Consider the following 17,044-nt stretch of genomic DNA (forward strand, 5'->3'; position numbering starts at 1 on the left):
CGCCCGCCGGGGGTCACAGGACAGCCCTTAGGGTGCGGTCATGGCAGCTTTCGAGATACGGCCCGCCACCAGGGACGACATCCCCGCCGTCGTCGCCCTGCTCGCCGATGATCCGCTGGGCGCACAGCGCGAGTCACCGGACGACCTCGCCCCCTATCTGACCGCGTTCGAGCGGCTCAGCGGCGACCCGAACCAGCGCCTCCCGGTCGTCGTCCGCGACGGGCGCGTCGTGGGCACGCTCCAGTTGACGATCATCCCCGGGCTCTCCCGGCGCGGCACCACCCGGTCGGTCATCGAGGCCGTGCGCGTCCACGCCGACGAACGGGGCAGCGGTCTGGGCACCCTGCTCATCGAATGGGCGATCGCCGAGTCGCGCCGCCAGGGATGCCAACTGGTGCAACTGACCTCCGACCGGACCCGCGCCGACGCCCACCGCTTCTACGAGCGGCTCGGCTTCACCGCCTCGCACACCGGGTTCAAGCTGGGACTCTGAAGCCGCTGGACAGGCATCCGGGGTGTCCGGTTTCACGTGAAACGGGACACCCCGGGCGACGGGCGACGGGCGACGGGCGACGGGCGACGACTAGCGGACTCCCCGCCACCCCTCGGTGTCGACGCCGCCCGGCACCGAGGTCCCGTCGTCGTACGGCTGGCGGGTGAACACGAAGGACCCGAGGTCCAGATGGCTCACGGACCCGTCCTCGCGCCGCACGGGCCGCAGCGTCTCCCCGGCGTAGTAGCCCTCCAGCCCGGTCCAGGTGCCGTCCCCGGCCGCCCGGAAGCGCGAGCGGCGGCCGGTGCCCGACAGGGGTTCCAGGGCGACGGCCCCGTCGGGCAGCAGGCGCAGCGCGAAGGCCTGCGTTCCCCAGTACCACTGCCCCGCCAGCTCCAGCACCGCCGTGTCGACCTCCGGCAGGGGACGCCACGGCTCGGGGATGCGCGGCTCCGCCTCGGCGACGATCCTCACGAGTTCGGCGCCCACCGCGGCGGGCAGCGGCCCCGAGGTGCAGTTGGCCAGCACCACCGCCGCCACGTCGTCCTCGATTCCGATGCTCAGGTTGGCGACGAAGCCGGGCAGGGAACCCGAGTGCCCCACGAGCAGCCGTCCGCTCCAGGCGTGGATCTGGAGGCCGAGCCCGTACGACGAGGTGTCCACGAGATCGCCGATCTCGGCGGGGGCCGCCGGGGTACGCATCTCCCGGACGCTCTCCGCGCTCAGCACCCTGTCGTCCCCGTGTGCCAGGAAGACGGCGAACCGGGCGAGGTCGGCGGTGGTGGACCAGAGCTGGCCGGCCGGGGCCATCCGGCCCAGGTCCTCAACGGGCTCGGCCAGCAGCGCATCGGCCCAGGGGTGCACCGCCCAGCCGTCGGCATACGGCGCCGACGGCTTCCCGGCCGTACGGTCCAGGCCCAGCGGAATCAGCACCTCCTGCCGCAGCACGTCCTCCCAGGGCGCACCGCGCAGCTTCTCGATCAGCGCGCCGAGCAGGGTGTAGCCGGGGTTGGAGTAGTGGTGCCGACGGCCCACCGGGTGCAGCAGGGGGCGTTCGCCGAGCACGTCCGCCAGTTCGGGACGGAGGGTTCCGGGCGTGCGCTCCCACCAGGGTCCGGGCGACTCCGCGGCGAGCCCTCCGGTGTGCGCGAGCAGGTCCGCGACGGTGGCGCGGCCGGCGCCGGTGCCGGGCAGGTGCTTCTCCAGCGGGTCACCGAGGTCGAGCAGGCCCTCGTCGCGCAGCCGCAGCACCTGGACGGCGGTGAAGGGCTTGGTGATGGAACCGATCCGGTACTGCGTGTTCTCGTCCGGGGCCGGCCCGCTCATCGCGCTCCGCGCACCGTGCCACACGGCCCGCCCGCCCCGGACGACCGCCGCGGCCAGCGAGGGGGCCCGTCCTTCGGCCTGGGCGACAGCGATCCGGTGCAGCAGCGCCCGTCGGGTGCCGGGGAGCAGCTCTTCCTGAGGTGAGGTCATGCCCTCAGTCCACCCGGAGGGGTCCCGCCCTGTCGAGCGCATTCACCCGCATTGGCCGGTTCCCCGGGCCGCTCCGGGAAGGCGCCCCGCGGCGGTGTGCGGGCCTCCCCGGCCCGGTCCGTGACACGGTCCGCCGACCCGGCGTCCCGCGACGCGCCTCCGCCGGTGCCGGAAAGGGCCCCTGATCACCGCGTTCGAGCCGACCGAACCGCGGTCGGCAGCAGGGCCACCGCGGCCCGCGGGCGCCCGCTCAGGTCTGGGCCATGTCCACGAAGCGGGAGTAGTGGCCCTGGAAGGCCACCGTGATCGTGGCCGTCGGGCCGTTCCGGTGCTTGGCCACGATCAGGTCCGCCTCGCCCGCGCGGGGCGACTCCTTCTCGTACGCGTCCTCGCGGTGGAGCAGGATGACCATGTCGGCGTCCTGCTCGATGGAGCCGGACTCACGCAGGTCGGAGACCATCGGCTTCTTGTCGGTGCGCTGCTCGGGGCCACGGTTGAGCTGGGAGAGCGCGATGACCGGCACCTCCAGTTCCTTGGCCAGGAGCTTGAGGTTGCGGGACATGTCCGAGACCTCCTGCTGGCGGCTCTCGGCGCGCTTGGAACCGCCGGACTGCATGAGCTGGAGGTAGTCGATGACGACCAGTTTGAGGTCGTTGCGCTGCTTGAGACGGCGGCACTTGGCGCGGATCTCCATCATCGACAGGTTCGGGGAGTCGTCGATGTAGAGCGGGGCGGCCGAGACGTCCGGCATGCGGCGGGCCAGCCGGGTCCAGTCGTCGTCGGTCATGGTCCCGGACCGCATGTGATGGAGCGCGACCCGCGCCTCGGCGGACAGCAGCCGCATCGCGATCTCGTTGCGGCCCATCTCCAGCGAGAAGATGACGCTGGGCAGGTTGTTCTTGATCGAGGCCGCCCGCGCGAAGTCCAGCGCGAGCGTCGACTTGCCCATCGCGGGACGGGCGGCGATGACGATCATCTGCCCGGGGTGCAGACCGTTGGTGAGGGAGTCGAAGTCGGTGAAGCCGGTCGGCACGCCGGTCATCTCGCCGCTGCGCGAGCCGATGGCCTCGATCTCGTCGAGCGCGCCCTCCATGATGTCGCCGAGCGGCAGATAGTCCTCGCTGGTGCGCTGCTCGGTGACGGCGTAGATCTCGGCCTGGGCCCGGTTGACGATCTCGTCGACGTCGTCGTCGCCCGCGTATCCCATCTGCGTGATCCGGGTGCCGGCCTCGACCAGGCGGCGCAGCACGGCGCGCTCGTGCACGATCTCCGCGTAGTAGGCGGCGTTCGCGGCCGTCGGCACGGTCTGGACGAGGGTGTGCAGGTAGGAGGCGCCGCCGACCTTGTTGATCTCGCCGCGCTTGGTCAGCTCCGCGGCGATGGTGATGGGATCGGCCGGCTCACCCTTGGCGTAGACGTCCAGGACGGCCTGGTAGATCGTCTCGTGGGCCGGCTTGTAGAAGTCGTGGCCCTTGAGGATCTCGACAACGTCGGCGATGGCGTCCTTGGACAGCAGCATGCCGCCGAGGACCGACTGCTCGGCCTCCAGGTCCTGCGGCGGAACACGCTCGAAGGAGGAGCCCCCGTCGTCCCAGGCCCCGGTGTCCCGGCCGTGCTCCTGCCGCTCGTCGCGGCTCCGGCCGCTGTCGCCGCGGCGGCGGGAGGCGGGCAGACGATCACTGGGACCGCTGTCGGCCCACGGGTCGTCCAAGGGCTCGGAAATGCTCACCGAGCCACCTCCTCCCGTCCGCCGAGCGGACCTCGCCGTGCCCCTCAGTTCTACGGCACGGCACTGACAAATAAGACGCCCAACTCCGGCTCTGGCGCGTCGGTTTTATGACGGTTTCACCAACCGGCGGACGGAGCGGGCGCCGCACCACCGTAGGCCCGTGGGCAGCGTCAGCCAATCTGGTTATCCACAGGCCATGTGGACGACGGGCCAGATGCTGTGGAGAACTCCGTGAAACCTGTGCACGAGCCGGTGGACAGCCCTGTGAACAAGCACTCGACCCCGTCAAGAGAACCATCTTGACCTGCATGTTTCCGATCCACGGGCTGTGCAGAAGAAAAACTTTCCCGACCGGATCAAGATCATGTCGAACGGTGCGCAGCGCGGAGCGCGACGAGCCATAAAGTAAGGGGCTCTATTCCTTTGCATCTCTTACCTGTGGACGATTAGATTGGTGCGCATGACCCAGGCCCCCGCGCACCCCCGGTCCGTCCGGCGCCGGCACGACCGAGAGATCGTCGCGCTGGCCGTGCCCGCCTTCGGCGCACTCGTCGCCGAGCCCCTTTTCGTCATGGCCGACAGCGCGATCGTCGGCCATCTCGGCACCGCCCAGCTCGCCGGGCTCGGCATCGCCTCCGCGCTCCTGATGACCGCCGTCAGCGTCTTCGTCTTCCTCGCCTACGCCACCACCGCGGCCGTCGCCCGGCGGGTGGGCGCGGGCGATCTGCCGTCCGCCATCCGCCAGGGCATGGACGGGATCTGGCTGGCCCTGCTGCTCGGTACCGCCGTCATCGCCGTCGTCCTGCCCACCGCCCCGTTCCTCGTGGACCTCTTCGGCGCCTCCGACACCGCGGCCCCCTACGCCACCACCTACCTCAGGATCTCGGCCCTCGGCATCCCGGCCATGCTGGTCGTGCTCGCGGCGACCGGTGTCCTGCGCGGCCTGCAGAACACCAGGACCCCGCTCTACGTGGCCATCGCCGGATTCGTCGCCAACGCCGTCCTCAATGTCGCCCTGGTCTACGGCGCCGGTCTCGGCATCGCCGGTTCCGCCTGGGGCACGGTCATCGCCCAGTGCGGCATGGCCGCCGTCTACCTCGGGGTGGTCATCCGCGGAGCGCGCAGGCACGGTGCCTCGTTGCGCCCGGACGCCGCCGGCATCAGGGCCTCCGCACAGGCGGGTGTTCCCCTGCTGGTCCGTACCCTCTCGCTCCGCGCGATCCTGATGATCACCACGGCCATGGCCGCCCGCCTGGGCGACGCCGATATCGCGGCGCACCAGATCATCCTCTCCCTGTGGAGCCTGCTCGCCTTCGCCCTGGACGCCATCGCCATCGCCGGGCAGGCCATCATCGGGCGCCATCTGGGCGCCGGTGACGCCCGGGGGGCGCGCGACGTGTGCCGAAGGATGGTCGAGTGGGGCATCGCGGTCGGCATCGCGCTCGGAGTGCTCGTCGTGCTCTCCCGCCCCGCGCTGCTCCCCCTGTTCACGGGCGACTCCTCGGTCAGGGAAGCCGCCCTGCCCGCCCTGGTGATCGTCGCGCTCACCCAGCCGATCTGCGGAGTGGTCTTCGTCCTGGACGGCGTACTGATGGGCGCGGGCGACGGCCCCTATCTCGCCTGGGCGATGCTGCTCACCCTGGCGGTCTTCGCCCCCGTGGCGCTGCTGATACCGACCCTGGGCGGCGGGCTGACCGCCCTGTGGGCCGCCATGACGCTGATGATGACCGTTCGGATGCTGACCCTGTGGCTGCGCACCCGCTCGGGCCGCTGGGTGGTCACCGGCGCCTCCCGCTGACCGGCCCACCGCACTCCGACGCCGTACGCCCCGGGGCGCGGCTCATGTCGAGGGTCGCGGCGTCGTTTCCACCGTACGTTTCACGTGAAACACGGCTCCACGCGAAGGGGGCCGCACCCCGGCAGGGATGCGGCCCCCTCTGTCCGCGTCAGCCCTCTCGCGTCAGCGAGAGCACGCCTCAGGCGGAGACGACCTCGATGCTGACCTTGGCGTCAACCTCGGGGTGCAGACGGACGAACGTCTCGTAGGCACCCAGGGTCTTGATCGGCGAGCCCAGCTCGATGCGGCGCTTGTCGACCTCGGGGCCACCGGCGGCCTTGATCGCCGAAGCGACGTCGGCCGGGGTGACGGAACCGAAGAGACGACCGGCGTCGCCGGAGCGGACGGCCAGACGGACCTTGACACCCTCGAGCTGGGCCTTCACCTGGTTGGCCTGCTCGATGGTCTGGATCTCGTGGATCTTGCGGGCGCGGCGGATCTGCGCCACGTCCTTCTCGCCACCCTTGGTCCAGCGGATCGCGAACTTCCGCGGGATCAGGTAGTTGCGCGCGTAGCCGTCCTTGACGTCGACGACATCGCCGGCGGCGCCGAGGCCGGAGACCTCGTGGGTGAGGATGATCTTCATGATTCGGTCACCCTTCCCTTATCGCGCGGTGGACGTGTAGGGCAGCAGCGCCATCTCACGGCTGTTCTTGACGGCCGTGGCGACGTCACGCTGGTGCTGCGTGCAGTTGCCGGTCACGCGGCGGGCACGGATCTTGCCGCGGTCGGAAATGAACTTCCGCAGCATGTTCGTGTCCTTGTAGTCCACGTACGTGACCTTGTCCTTGCAGAAAGCGCAGACCTTCTTCTTCGGCTTGCGCACAGGCGGCTTCGCCATGGTGTATCTCCTGTGTGATCAAGAAGTGTGGGGTACGGCCCGCCTAGAAGGGGGGCTCGTCCGAGTAGCCGCCGCCACCGCCACCGCCGCCGGAGTTTCCACCCCAGCCACCGCCGCCCTGGTTGCCACCGGCGGGAGCGCCGGTCGCCCACGGGTCGTCGGCCGGTGCGCCGCCGCCCTGCTGGCCGCCGCCGGGGCCGCCGCCCCAGCCGCCGCCACCCTGGCCGCCGCCGCCACCGCCACCGCCGTAGCCGCCCTGGCCACCGCGGCCCGAGGTCTTGGTGACCTTGGCCGTGGCGTTGCGGAGGCTGGCGCCGACCTCGTCGACGTCCAGCTCGTAGACCGTGCGCTTGACGCCCTCACGGTCCTCGTAGGACCGCTGCTTCAGCCGGCCCTGCACGATGACGCGCATGCCTCGCTGGAGCGACTCGGCGACGTTCTCCGCCGCCTGGCGCCAGACCGAGCAGGTCAGGAAAAGGCTCTCGCCGTCCTTCCACTCGTTCGTCTGGCGGTCGAAGGTGCGGGGGGTCGACGCGACACGGAACTTCGCGACGGCCGCACCGGACGGGGTGAAGCGCAGCTCGGGGTCGTCGACAAGATTGCCGACGACCGTGATGACGGTCTCGCCTGCCATAAGGGAACCTCTCGGCGGGTTTGCTGCTGGCTGCTGGTACTGCTACTCGGATCCCGGGACCGACTGAGCCAGGGGGCTCAGTGGTTCTCGGGACGGAGGACCTTGGTCCGGAGGACCGACTCGTTCAGGTTCATCTGGCGGTCGAGCTCCTTGACGACCGCAGGCTCGGCCTGCAGGTCGATGACCGAGTAGATGCCCTCGGGCTTCTTCTTGATCTCGTACGAGAGACGACGACGGCCCCAGGTGTCGACCTTCTCGACCTTTCCGCCGCCGTCACGGACGACAGAGAGGAAGTTCTCGATCAGCGGGGAGACAGCACGCTCCTCGAGATCGGGGTCGAGGATGACCATCACCTCGTAGTGACGCATGTGGAACCCACCTCCTTTGGACTCAGCGGCCACGGTCGTTCCGTGGCAGGAGGGTTGCGATGCGTAGCACCGGTATCTGCGATTGAACCAGGCCCCACTGACAACGGGCCCTCTCCGAGGAGCGGCCCGGTCGCGGCTGGAAGCAGACACCAGTGCAGAAGGTACAGAGTACCCGCCCACCGCCCTCCGGTTGAAATCAGCCGGTGAGGGGGCGCAATCTGTACTGACCGGATGTGAAGGGCCACGACGCACTGCCTTCGGCAGGAGGTTCCCCATGGCACAGATCATGCGACCCGCCAAGCCCCGGACCGGGATCCTGGCCACCGACGGCAAGCCGCACCCGCTCCAGGACACCCTGCTGGCCGTGACCCTGGTGCTCGGCGTGCTCTCCCTGGTGACCGCCGGATTCGACAACCTGCACCTCGTCACCTCCTGGGCGGGCCTCGTCGGCATCCTGACCGGCGGATACGGACAGTTCGTCTCCGCGACGACACGGGAACGCTTCGGCCTGGTGGTGGGCCTCGGAGCCTGTGCGCTCGGCTTCTACTTCGGCATGGCGCACGGCGGGCTGTTCGGCGGTGTCATCGGCGGCTGACCGCCGGCCGTCCCTTCCACGGGAACGGCGGCCTCCCCTCCCACGGGAGCCGGCCGCCGTTCCCGTGGGAAAGGGACTATCCCCCCGCACCCGGACGGGGCGCTCAAGGGGCGCAGTAGGCTTCGCGCGTGAGCCGGAGCCCCTGACCCCATGGGGACACACCAGCCCGAGGAGCGCCCCGCATGACCCTGACCCTGAGGACCATCAGCCGCGAGCAGCATCTGGCCCATATCCAGAGCCTGCCGGCCGCGAGTCACATGCAGGTTCCGGCATGGGCCGACGTCAAGGCGGAATGGCGCTCGGAGAACCTCGGCTGGTTCGACGACCGCACCGGCGAGCTGGTCGGCACGGGCCTGGTCCTCTACCGGCAGCTTCCCAAGATCAAGCGGTACCTCGCGTACCTGCCCGAGGGCCCGGTCATCAACTGGTTCGCGCCGAACCTCCAGGACTGGATCGAGCCCATGCTCGCGCACCTGAAGCAGCAGGGCGCCTTCTCGGTGAAGATGGGCCCGCCGGTGATCATCCGGCGCTGGGACGCCGTGTCCATCAAGAAGGGCATCCAGGACCCGGACGTCAAGCGCCTGCGGGACATCGAGGCGGACCACATCGAACCGCGGGCCTTCGAGGTCGCCGACAAGCTGCGCCGCATGGGCTGGCAGCAGGGCGAGGACGGCGGCGCGGGCTTCGGTGACGTGCAGCCCCGCTACATCTTCCAGGTGCCGCTGGCCAACCGCTCCCTGGAAGAGGTCCACAAGAACTTCAACCAGCTCTGGCGCCGCAACATCAAGAAGGCGGAGAAGGCCGGAGTCGAGGTCGTCCAGGGCGGCTACCACGATCTGGAGGAGTGGCAGCGCCTCTACGAGATCACCGCGGTGCGCGACCGCTTCCGCCCGCGCCCGCTGTCGTACTTCCAGCGCATGTGGTCGGCGCTCAACAGCGAGGACCCCAACCGGATGCGCCTGTACTTCGCGCGCCACAACGGGGTGAACCTGTCGGCGGCGACCATGCTGGTCGTCGGCGGGCACGTCTGGTACTCCTACGGCGCCTCCGACAACATCGGCCGCGAGGTCCGCCCCTCGAACGCCATGCAGTGGGCGATGCTCCGCGACTCCTACGCCCTCGGTGCCACCGTCTACGACCTGCGCGGCATCTCCGACTCGCTGGACGAGAACGACCACCTCTTCGGTCTGATCCAGTTCAAGGTCGGCACCGGCGGCCAGGCGGCCGAGTACCTCGGCGAGTGGGACTTCCCGCTGAACAAACTGCTCCACAAGGCCCTCGACATCTACATGTCGCGGCGCTGACCCGCGCCCCGGGCCGCGGGCTCCAGTACCGTCGGAACGGCTGTCGCGGTTCCGCCCCGTTCCTCCCCTCCCCGTTCTCCGCCACACCTCAGCCACGAGAAAGGTCCCAGGTCCGGCCATGGCGCTCACGCTCTACGTCGACACCGCGCGCTGGCGTGCGCACCACAAGCACGTGCAGGAGCAGTTCCCCGGGCTGGTCCCGGTCTGCAAGGGCAACGGTTACGGCTTCGGGCACGAACGCCTGGCGGAGGAGGCCACGCGGCTGGGCTCCGACATCCTCGCCGTCGGCACGACGTACGAGGCCGCCCGGATCAAGGACTTCTTCAGCGGCGACCTGCTGGTGCTGACGCCGTACCGACGCGGTGAGGAGCCGGTGCCGCTGCCCGACCGCGTCGTCCGCTCGGTGTCGTCGGTGGACGGGGTGTACGGCCTGGTGGGTGCGCGCGTGGTCATCGAGGTGATGTCCTCGATGAAGCGGCACGGGGTCGGGGAGCAGGACCTGCCGCAGTTGCACGCCGCCATAGAGAACATCCGCCTGGAGGGCTTCGCCATCCACCTTCCGCTGGACCGCACCGACGGCTCGGACGCCGTCGAGGAGGTCATCGGCTGGATGGACCGGCTGCGCGCGGCCCGGCTGCCGCTGCACACGATGTTCGTCAGCCACCTCAGGGCCGAGGAACTGACCCGGTTGCAGCAGCAGTTCCCGCAGACCCGTTTCCGCGCCCGTATCGGCACCCGGCTGTGGCTGGGGGACCACGAGGCCACCGAGTACCGCGGGGCCGTCCTGGACGTCACGCGGGTGGCGAAGGGCGAGCGCTTCGGCTACCGCCAGCAGAAGGCGGCCTCCGACGGCTTCCTGGTGGTCGCGGCGGGCGGCACCTCCCACGGGGTGGGCCTGGAGGCGCCGAAGGCGCTGCACGGCGTGATGCCGCGGGCCAAGGGGGTCGCCCGGGCCGGTCTGGCCACGGTCAACCGGAACCTCTCGCCGTTCGTCTGGGGCGGCAAGCAGCGCTGGTTCGCGGAACCGCCGCACATGCAGGTCTCGATCCTGTTCGTGCCCGCGGACGCCCCCGAGCCCAAGGTGGGGGACGAACTGGTGGCCCATCTGCGGCACACCACCACGCAGTTCGACCGCCTCGTCGACCGCTGATCACGGGCGGGGCGTCGACCGCCCCGCCCGTCCCGTACGACCACCCGCCGGCGGTTCGCTCAGAGCGAACCGCCGGTTCGTTGTTCCGTGCCCCACTTCACCTGGGGCGCCTCGGGGTCGGCCGCGGACCGGGAGCCACGGGCGAGCGGTCCCAGGACGAAGACGTCCTCGGCCCGGTCGAGCACTCCGCCGGAGGGATCGTCGTCCCCGGACCTGCGGACCGGGTCCCGGTCCGGCAGGAGGATGTCGCGCACGACCATGCCGCACAGGTACAGCGTGCCCAGCAGATGGACGGCGATGGCCCAGTGGTAGCCGTCCGTCGGCAGGCCCTTGTGGGCGTCTCCACTGGTCGTGTACGCGAGGTACATCCAGATGCCCAGGAAGTAGAGGACCTCGCAGGCCTGCCAGATCAGGAAGTCCCGCCACTTCGGCCGGGCCAGCACCGCCAGCGGCACCAGCCACAGGACGTACTGCGGTGAGTAGACCTTGTTGGTGAGGATGAAGGCCGCGACGATGAGGAAGGCGAGCTGGGCGAAGCGCGGGCGCCGGGGCGCGGTCAGCGTGAGCGCGGCGATGCCCCCGCAGCCCGCCAGCATCAGGACGATGGCGAGGGTGTTGACGGATTCGGTGGCGGGTGGGTCGGGGGAATTCTGCACGAGGATCAGCCAGAAGGATCCGAAGTCGACGCCCCGTTCCTGGCTGAAGGTGTAGAACTTCGACCAGCCCTCGAAGGCGAAGATCATCACCGGCAGGTTCACCACCAGCCAGGAGAGGACCGTGCCAGCCAGGGCCGCCCCGTACTCCCGCCATCGGCTCGCCCGCCAGCACAGCACGAGCAGCGGGCCGAGCAGCAGGAAGGGGTAGAGCTTGGCGGCCGTGGCCAGACCCAGCAGCACGCCGAAGGCGAAGGCGTGCCGTCGGGCCCACATCAGCAGGGCGGCGCTCGTCAGGGCCACCGCCAGCAGGTCCCAGTTGATGGTGGCCGTCAGGGCGAGCGCGGGCGCGAGGGCGACCAGCAGGCCGTCCCAGGGCCGTCGGGCGTGGGTACGGGTCACACAGACGGCGATGACGGCGGCGCACGCCATGAGCATTCCGGCGTTGACCATCCAGTACCACTGTTCCTGGTGCTGGATGGTGCCGCTGCCCGTGGTGAGCCAGGCGGCGACCTCCATGAACACACCGGTGAGCACCGGGTACTCAAGGTAGTCCATGTCGCCGGGGAGCTTGTCGAAGTACGGCACCAGCCCATCGGCGAAGCCGCGCCCCTGGTAGAGGTGCGGGATGTCCGAGTAGCACGCGTGCGTGTACTGGGTACTGGCGCCGAAGAACCAGCCGCCGTTGTAGCAGGGGGCCTTCTGGACCAGGCCGAGGACGAACATGCCGATCGCCACGAGCACGATGACCCGGACCGGGGTCCACCAGGACGTCCCGAGCAGGGCCCGGCGTCCGAGGGGACCGCCGATCAGCTCGCTGCCGGCCGCGGCGACCGGGTCTTCCTGGGTCGGGCGCACCGTGTCCGGCTCGTGTGCGCTCGCTGGCGTCGCTTCTGCACTGGGCATGGCCCACATCCTGCCGTACGCGCCCGGATATACGGCGGGGCCGTCGCACCCCGGCGGGTGCGACGGCCCCGTTTCACGTGAAACATGCGGGCGTTTCACGTGAAACGCCCATGACGGGAGAACAGCGGCTATCCGTTGGAGCCGGCGATGAACCCGCCGCCACCGCCACCGTTCTGTCCGCCCCTGACATCATTCTCGTCATCCGTCGGGGTCGGGGTGGGCGAGGACGACTGACCGCCGTCCCAGCCCCCGTTGTCGTTCCCGGTGCTGTCATTGCCACCGTTCCCGCCGTTCCCCCCGTTCCCGTTGTCGCCGCCGTTGCCGTTGTCGCCGCCGTCGGTGCCGTTGCCGCCGTTGGACCCGTTGTGGATGCAGTCCCAGTCCCACTCGACGCAGGTGCTGGTCGGGGTGGGGGACGGCATGGTCTCGGTCTTGGTGGGCGTCGGGGTGGGCGTCGGGCTGGGCTCCTCCTGTGTCGGAGTGGGGGTGGGCGTCGGGCTCGGGGGCGGGGTGTCGTTGAGGATCTCGCCGATGGGCTCGGGCTTCGGGAACCGCTTCTTCGGCTGCCCCTTCAGCGCGTCGTCCATGTAGTCGTGCCAGATCTGGGCCGGGAACGACGCACCGTGGATCTTCTCCTCGCCGCCCGTTCCGTACATCTCCAGGAAGCTGCGGTTCTTGATCTTCTCGTCGTCCGGGTAGCGGAACATGCTGATCGCCGTCGACAGTTGCGGGGTGTAGCCGACGAACCAGGCGGACTTGTTGCCGTCCGTGGTACCCGTCTTGCCCGCCACGTCACGGCCGGGCAGCTGGGCGTTGGTGCCCGTGCCCTCGTCGACCACGGTCTTCAGCACATCCGTGACGTTGTCCGCGACCTTGGAGGTGAAGGCCTGCTCGGTGGTGACCTTGTGCGCGTAGATCGTCCCCTCCTTGCTGGTCACCTTGGTGACGGAGTAGGGGGCGCGCTGCTTGCCGCTGGCGGCGAAGGTCGCGTACGCGCCCGCCATGCGGATCGCGCTCGGCTCCGAGACGCCGATGGAGAAGGAGGGGTATCCGGCGCCCGCCAGACTGCTCTCCAGCAGGCCCGCCTCGACGGCGGTCTGCTTCACCTTGTCCAGACCGACGTCCATGCCGAGCTGCACGAAGGCGGAGTTCACCGACAGCCGCATCGCCTCGCGGAGGTCGACCTTGTAGTCCGGCGGATCTCCGACCGACTCCTTGCCGTCGTTCTCCTGGAACAGCTCCTTGCCCTTCTCGTCCTTCCAGACCGACCCGTCGTAGTTCTTGATCTGGAGGTCGTTCTTGCCGTTGTAGAAGCTCTTCGGCGAGACGAGGGTGCGCTCGTCGAGTCCCTGCGCCTCCCCGAGATCCGGATCGCGCACTCCCCACTTCATCGCCGCGGCCAGCACGAACGGCTTGAACGTCGAACCGACCTGGGCACCCGTCACATCGGCGTTGTTGGTGAAGTGCTTGGTCGCGTCGGCGCCGCCGTAGACGGCCTCGATGGCCCCGGTCTCGGGGTTCACCGAGGCTCCGCCGAACTGGACGTGCGTGTCCAGTTCGGGACGCTTCTCGGGGTCGATCTTCTCCTTGTAGACGCGCTGGACCGCGGCCTCGAGCTGGTCGACCTTCTTCTTGTCGAAGGTCGTGTAGATCGAGTAGCCGCCCTTCTCCAGCTGGTCCCGGGTGACGAGGTCGTTCTTGATCAGCGTCGAGTTGGCCAGGTCGACCAGATAGCCCACCTGCCCGCTGAGCTGGGTGTTCGACCGCGGACGCTGCCAGCGCGGCATCTGCGTGTGCTTCGCCCGCTCCTCGGGGCTCAGGGCGTCGTACTCGACCATCTTGTCCAGCGTGTCCTGCATCTGCCGGAAGGCGCGGGCCGAGTTGGCCTCGGGGGTGGCGGCCGGGTCGATCGAGGTGGCGCCGGCCGGGTCGTAGTACGTCGCGCCCTTGACCATGGCGGCCAGGAAGGCGCACTGGCCGGGGTTCAGGTCGACGGCGTCCGTGTTGAAGTACGCGCGGGCGGCGGCCTGGATCCCGTAGGCACCGCGGCCGTAGTACGTGGAGTTCAGATAGCCCTCGAGGATGTCGTCCTTCTCGACCTCCGCGCCCACCTTGATCGAGACCAGTACCTCCGTGGCCTTGCGGGAGAGGGTCTGCGACTGGTCGTTGAGCATCGCGTTCTTCACGTACTGCTGGGTGATGGTGGAGCCACCCTGCGTGTTGCCGCCCTTGGCCATGTTCACCACGGCGCGCGCGATGCCCTTGGGGTCGATGCCGCTGTCGGTGTAGAAGGTCTTGTTCTCCTGGGCGATGACGGCGTTGCGCATCTCCTTGGGGATCTGGGCGAGGTCGACGATCTGCCGGTTGCGCTCACCGCCCGTGGCGACCATCTGGCTGCCGTCGGCCCAGTAGTAGACGTTGTTCTGGGCCTGCGCGATCTTCTGGACGTCGGGGATGCCCACCATGGCGTAGGCGAGGCCCGCGGCGCCCAGCAGACCGGCCATGAAGCCGATGCACAGGCCGGAGACCAGCTTCCAGGACGGCACCCAGCGCTGCCAGCCGTACCTGTCCTGGCGGGGATAGTCGATCAGCCGCTTCCGGCCGGAGGAGGCGGCGGCGCGGCCGCGGCCGGGCCCGGACGGACCGCCGGGCGCTCTGCGCCGACTGCCTCCACCGCGCTGCGCTGCGCGCCGGGCCTCCGCGCGACCGCCGTAGGGGCGGCCGCCGTCCTCCGGACCGTGCGAACCGGACGGAGACCCTGTGGCGCCTCGCGGAGCCGCGCGGCGGCCGGAAGCCGGGCCGGACGGACCGCGTCGGGCAGCGGCACGTCCGCCTTCCTGCGGCTGCGGCGGTTTGCGACGGTGCTCGCTCATCGGACGACTACTCCTCGGGCAGGCGCACCCCTGCGCGCCTGCAAGCGGCGACTGGTTTCCGGTCCCCCCCGACGTACGGATGCAGCCTCTTCCGCATTCACCCGTACCGCGCCGGGGACAAGGACGTTCCCAGACGTCTCCTGCCTCCCGGTGCTCTGCATGGCGCACAGACTACGCATCGCCAAAACCCCCGAGCTCCGAAGTTCACCTCAAATCAGGCAACTTGCTCACGATGAATCCAGGATGTGATCCCGTTCACTCGTCCTGCCCTTGTCGCGTGCGGAAGGTGGTTCTATCGTCGTGATGTATCGAGTCGATACATCAGAGCGGTATAAGGACGAGAGGAGGCGACGTTGAGCCGGCGTTCCGGCATCCTCGAGTTCGCCGTACTCGGCCTGCTCCGCGAATCCCCGATGCACGGCTATGAGCTGCGCAAACGGCTCAATACATCACTGGGTGTCTTCCGTGCGTTCAGCTACGGGACGCTGTACCCCTGCCTCAAGACGCTGGTCACCAACGGCTGGTTGATCGAGGAGCCGGGGAACATCGGCGAGGCCGCCGCCTCCCTCACGGGGCGACGCGCCAAGATCGTCTATCGGCTGACGGCCGAGGGGAAGGAGCACTTCGAACAGCTCCTCTCCCAGACCGGGCCCGACGCCTACGAGGACGAGACCTTCGCCGCCCGCTTCGCCTTCTTCGGGCAGACCTCCCGCGACGTGCGCATGCGCGTCCTGGAGGGCCGGCGCAGCCGGCTGGAGGAACGCCTGGAGAAGATGCACGCCTCCCTGGCCCGCACCCGCGAGCGTCTCGACGACTACACGCTTGAGCTGCAGCGCCACGGAATGGAGTCCGTGGAACGTGAAGTGCGCTGGCTGAACGAGCTCATCGAGAGCGAGCGGGCGGGACGGGACCTGCGCGGTTCCGCCTCCGAGGGGACCGCTCGGGAGGACACCACATCAGGAGCGACGGGCGTCCTGCCCCGGCCCGGGGACGAACCCCGGCCGGATACGCCCGGCGACACCGCCACGTGAGCGCCCAGTCGGGGCCTCACTCGTACACACAGGGAGCAACCGGAATGGGTTCGGTTCGCGTAGCCATCGTCGGTGTGGGCAACTGCGCCGCATCGCTGGTGCAGGGCGTCGAGTACTACAAGGACGCCGACCCGGCGTCCAAGGTCCCCGGTCTGATGCACGTTCAGTTCGGCGAGTACCACGTCCGTGATGTCGAGTTCGTCGCCGCCTTCGACGTGGACTCCAAGAAGGTCGGTCTGGACCTCGCGGACGCCATCGGCGCCTCCGAGAACAACACCATCAAGATCTGCGACGTCCCGAACACCGGCGTCGAGGTCCAGCGCGGCCACACCCTCGACGGCCTCGGCAAGTACTACCGCGAGACCATCGAGGAGTCCGCCGAGACCCCGGTCGACGTCGTCCAGATCCTCAAGGACCGTCAGGTCGACGTCCTGGTCTGCTACCTGCCCGTCGGCTCCGAGGACGCGGCGAAGTACTACGCCCAGTGCGCCATCGACGCCAAGGTCGCCTTCGTCAACGCCCTCCCGGTCTTCATCGCCGGCACCAAGGAGTGGGCGGACAAGTTCACCGAGGCGGGCGTCCCGATCGTCGGTGACGACATCAAGTCCCAGGTCGGCGCCACCATCACGCACCGCGTCATGGCGAAGCTGTTCGAGGACCGGGGCGTCATCCTGGACCGCACGATGCAGCTCAACGTCGGCGGCAACATGGACTTCAAGAACATGCTGGAGCGCGACCGCCTGGAGTCCAAGAAGATCTCCAAGACCCAGGCCGTCACCTCGCAGATCCCCGACCGGGACCTCGGCGAGAACAACGTCCACATCGGCCCGTCCGACTACGTGGCCTGGCTGGACGACCGCAAGTGGGCGTACGTCCGCCTCGAGGGCCGCGCCTTCGGTGACGTCCCGCTGAACCTGGAGTACAAGCTCGAGGTCTGGGACTCGCCGAACTCGGCCGGCGTCATCATCGACGCGCTGCGCGCCGCGAAGATCGCCAAGGACCGCGGTGTCGGCGGCCCGATCCTGTCGGCGTCGAGCTACTTCATGAAGTCCCCGCCGGTCCAGTACTTCGACGACCAGGCCCGCGAGAACGTCGAGAAGTTCATCAAGGGCGAAGTCGAGCGCTGACCGTCCGGCCGTTCCGGCCGCGCGTGA

15 protein-coding genes are annotated in these 17,044 nt (G+C 69.4%); 7 read left to right on the forward strand and 8 right to left on the reverse strand.

The features are described from left to right. Window positions 1-40 precede the first annotated feature (40 nt). Window positions 41-493 carry a GNAT family N-acetyltransferase gene (locus GTY84_RS27385; RefSeq protein WP_161229082.1) on the forward strand — a complete coding sequence of 151 codons (453 nt, stop codon included), beginning with the start codon at window positions 41-43 and terminating at the stop codon, window positions 491-493. 90 nt (window positions 494-583) lie between these two features. Here GTY84_RS27385 and GTY84_RS27390 read toward each other — a convergent pair whose 3' ends face one another. Both GTY84_RS27390 and dnaB read right to left on the reverse strand, forming a co-directional pair. Further along, window positions 584-1,969, reverse strand: a complete 1,386-nt coding sequence (locus tag GTY84_RS27390; RefSeq protein ID WP_161229083.1) for a serine hydrolase domain-containing protein — start codon at window positions 1,967-1,969, stop codon at window positions 584-586. Between the two features lie 250 nt (window positions 1,970-2,219). After that, window positions 2,220-3,698 carry a replicative DNA helicase gene (gene dnaB / locus GTY84_RS27395; protein ID WP_161229084.1) on the reverse strand — a complete coding sequence of 493 codons (1,479 nt, stop codon included), beginning with the start codon at window positions 3,696-3,698 and terminating at the stop codon, window positions 2,220-2,222. A 460-nt stretch (window positions 3,699-4,158) separates the two neighbouring features. Here dnaB and GTY84_RS27400 point away from each other — a divergent pair, with 460 nt between their 5' ends. Beyond that, window positions 4,159-5,496 (forward strand): MATE family efflux transporter, encoded by a 1,338-nt coding sequence (locus GTY84_RS27400; protein WP_161229085.1) that lies wholly within the window; start codon window positions 4,159-4,161, stop codon window positions 5,494-5,496. Between the two features lie 178 nt (window positions 5,497-5,674). Here the strand turns inward: GTY84_RS27400 and rplI are convergent, their stop codons facing one another. From rplI to rpsF, 4 genes are all read right to left on the reverse strand, one after another. After that, entirely contained in the window at window positions 5,675-6,121 is a 447-nt protein-coding gene (gene rplI, locus GTY84_RS27405; protein WP_161229086.1) for a 50S ribosomal protein L9, read from the reverse strand. A gap of 18 nt (window positions 6,122-6,139) precedes the next feature. After that, window positions 6,140-6,376 carry a 30S ribosomal protein S18 gene (rpsR, locus tag GTY84_RS27410; protein ID WP_003949403.1) on the reverse strand — a complete coding sequence of 79 codons (237 nt, stop codon included), beginning with the start codon at window positions 6,374-6,376 and terminating at the stop codon, window positions 6,140-6,142. 43 nt (window positions 6,377-6,419) lie between these two features. Then, window positions 6,420-7,010: a single-stranded DNA-binding protein gene (locus GTY84_RS27415; protein WP_161229087.1), complete on the reverse strand. Its 591-nt coding sequence runs from the start codon at window positions 7,008-7,010 to the stop codon at window positions 6,420-6,422. Window positions 7,011-7,087: 77 nt separating this feature from the next. Further along, window positions 7,088-7,378 (reverse strand): 30S ribosomal protein S6, encoded by a 291-nt coding sequence (rpsF, locus tag GTY84_RS27420; RefSeq protein WP_062188887.1) that lies wholly within the window; start codon window positions 7,376-7,378, stop codon window positions 7,088-7,090. Window positions 7,379-7,652: 274 nt separating this feature from the next. Here rpsF and GTY84_RS27425 point away from each other — a divergent pair, with 274 nt between their 5' ends. From GTY84_RS27425 to GTY84_RS27435, 3 genes are all read left to right on the forward strand, one after another. Then, on the forward strand, window positions 7,653-7,973 hold the full coding sequence (locus tag GTY84_RS27425; RefSeq protein WP_161229088.1) for a hypothetical protein: 321 nt from the start codon (window positions 7,653-7,655) through the stop codon (window positions 7,971-7,973). A gap of 182 nt (window positions 7,974-8,155) precedes the next feature. Beyond that, window positions 8,156-9,277 carry a peptidoglycan bridge formation glycyltransferase FemX gene (femX, locus tag GTY84_RS27430; RefSeq protein WP_161229089.1) on the forward strand — a complete coding sequence of 374 codons (1,122 nt, stop codon included), beginning with the start codon at window positions 8,156-8,158 and terminating at the stop codon, window positions 9,275-9,277. A gap of 118 nt (window positions 9,278-9,395) precedes the next feature. Next, entirely contained in the window at window positions 9,396-10,427 is a 1,032-nt protein-coding gene (locus tag GTY84_RS27435) for an alanine racemase (RefSeq protein WP_161229090.1), read from the forward strand. Window positions 10,428-10,486: 59 nt separating this feature from the next. Here the strand turns inward: GTY84_RS27435 and GTY84_RS27440 are convergent, their stop codons facing one another. Together GTY84_RS27440 and GTY84_RS27445 are read right to left on the reverse strand one after the other, a co-directional pair. Then, complete coding sequence (locus GTY84_RS27440) at window positions 10,487-11,995, reverse strand: glycosyltransferase 87 family protein (protein ID WP_161229091.1); 1,509 nt, start codon at window positions 11,993-11,995, stop codon at window positions 10,487-10,489. A gap of 119 nt (window positions 11,996-12,114) precedes the next feature. Further along, the gene (locus tag GTY84_RS27445) at window positions 12,115-14,859 is read right to left on the reverse strand and encodes a transglycosylase domain-containing protein (protein ID WP_202551869.1); all 2,745 of its coding nucleotides are present in this window, start codon (window positions 14,857-14,859) and stop codon (window positions 12,115-12,117) included. Between the two features lie 353 nt (window positions 14,860-15,212). Here GTY84_RS27445 and GTY84_RS27450 point away from each other — a divergent pair, with 353 nt between their 5' ends. Both GTY84_RS27450 and GTY84_RS27455 read left to right on the forward strand, forming a co-directional pair. Next, window positions 15,213-15,890 carry a PadR family transcriptional regulator gene (locus GTY84_RS27450; protein WP_161229092.1) on the forward strand — a complete coding sequence of 226 codons (678 nt, stop codon included), beginning with the start codon at window positions 15,213-15,215 and terminating at the stop codon, window positions 15,888-15,890. Window positions 15,891-15,934: 44 nt separating this feature from the next. Beyond that, on the forward strand, window positions 15,935-17,017 hold the full coding sequence (locus tag GTY84_RS27455) for an inositol-3-phosphate synthase (protein WP_161229093.1): 1,083 nt from the start codon (window positions 15,935-15,937) through the stop codon (window positions 17,015-17,017). Window positions 17,018-17,044: the final 27 nt, after the last annotated feature.

It is taken from the genome of Streptomyces sp. SID8352 (genome assembly GCF_009862265.1).
Classification (GTDB): domain Bacteria; phylum Actinomycetota; class Actinomycetes; order Streptomycetales; family Streptomycetaceae; genus Streptomyces.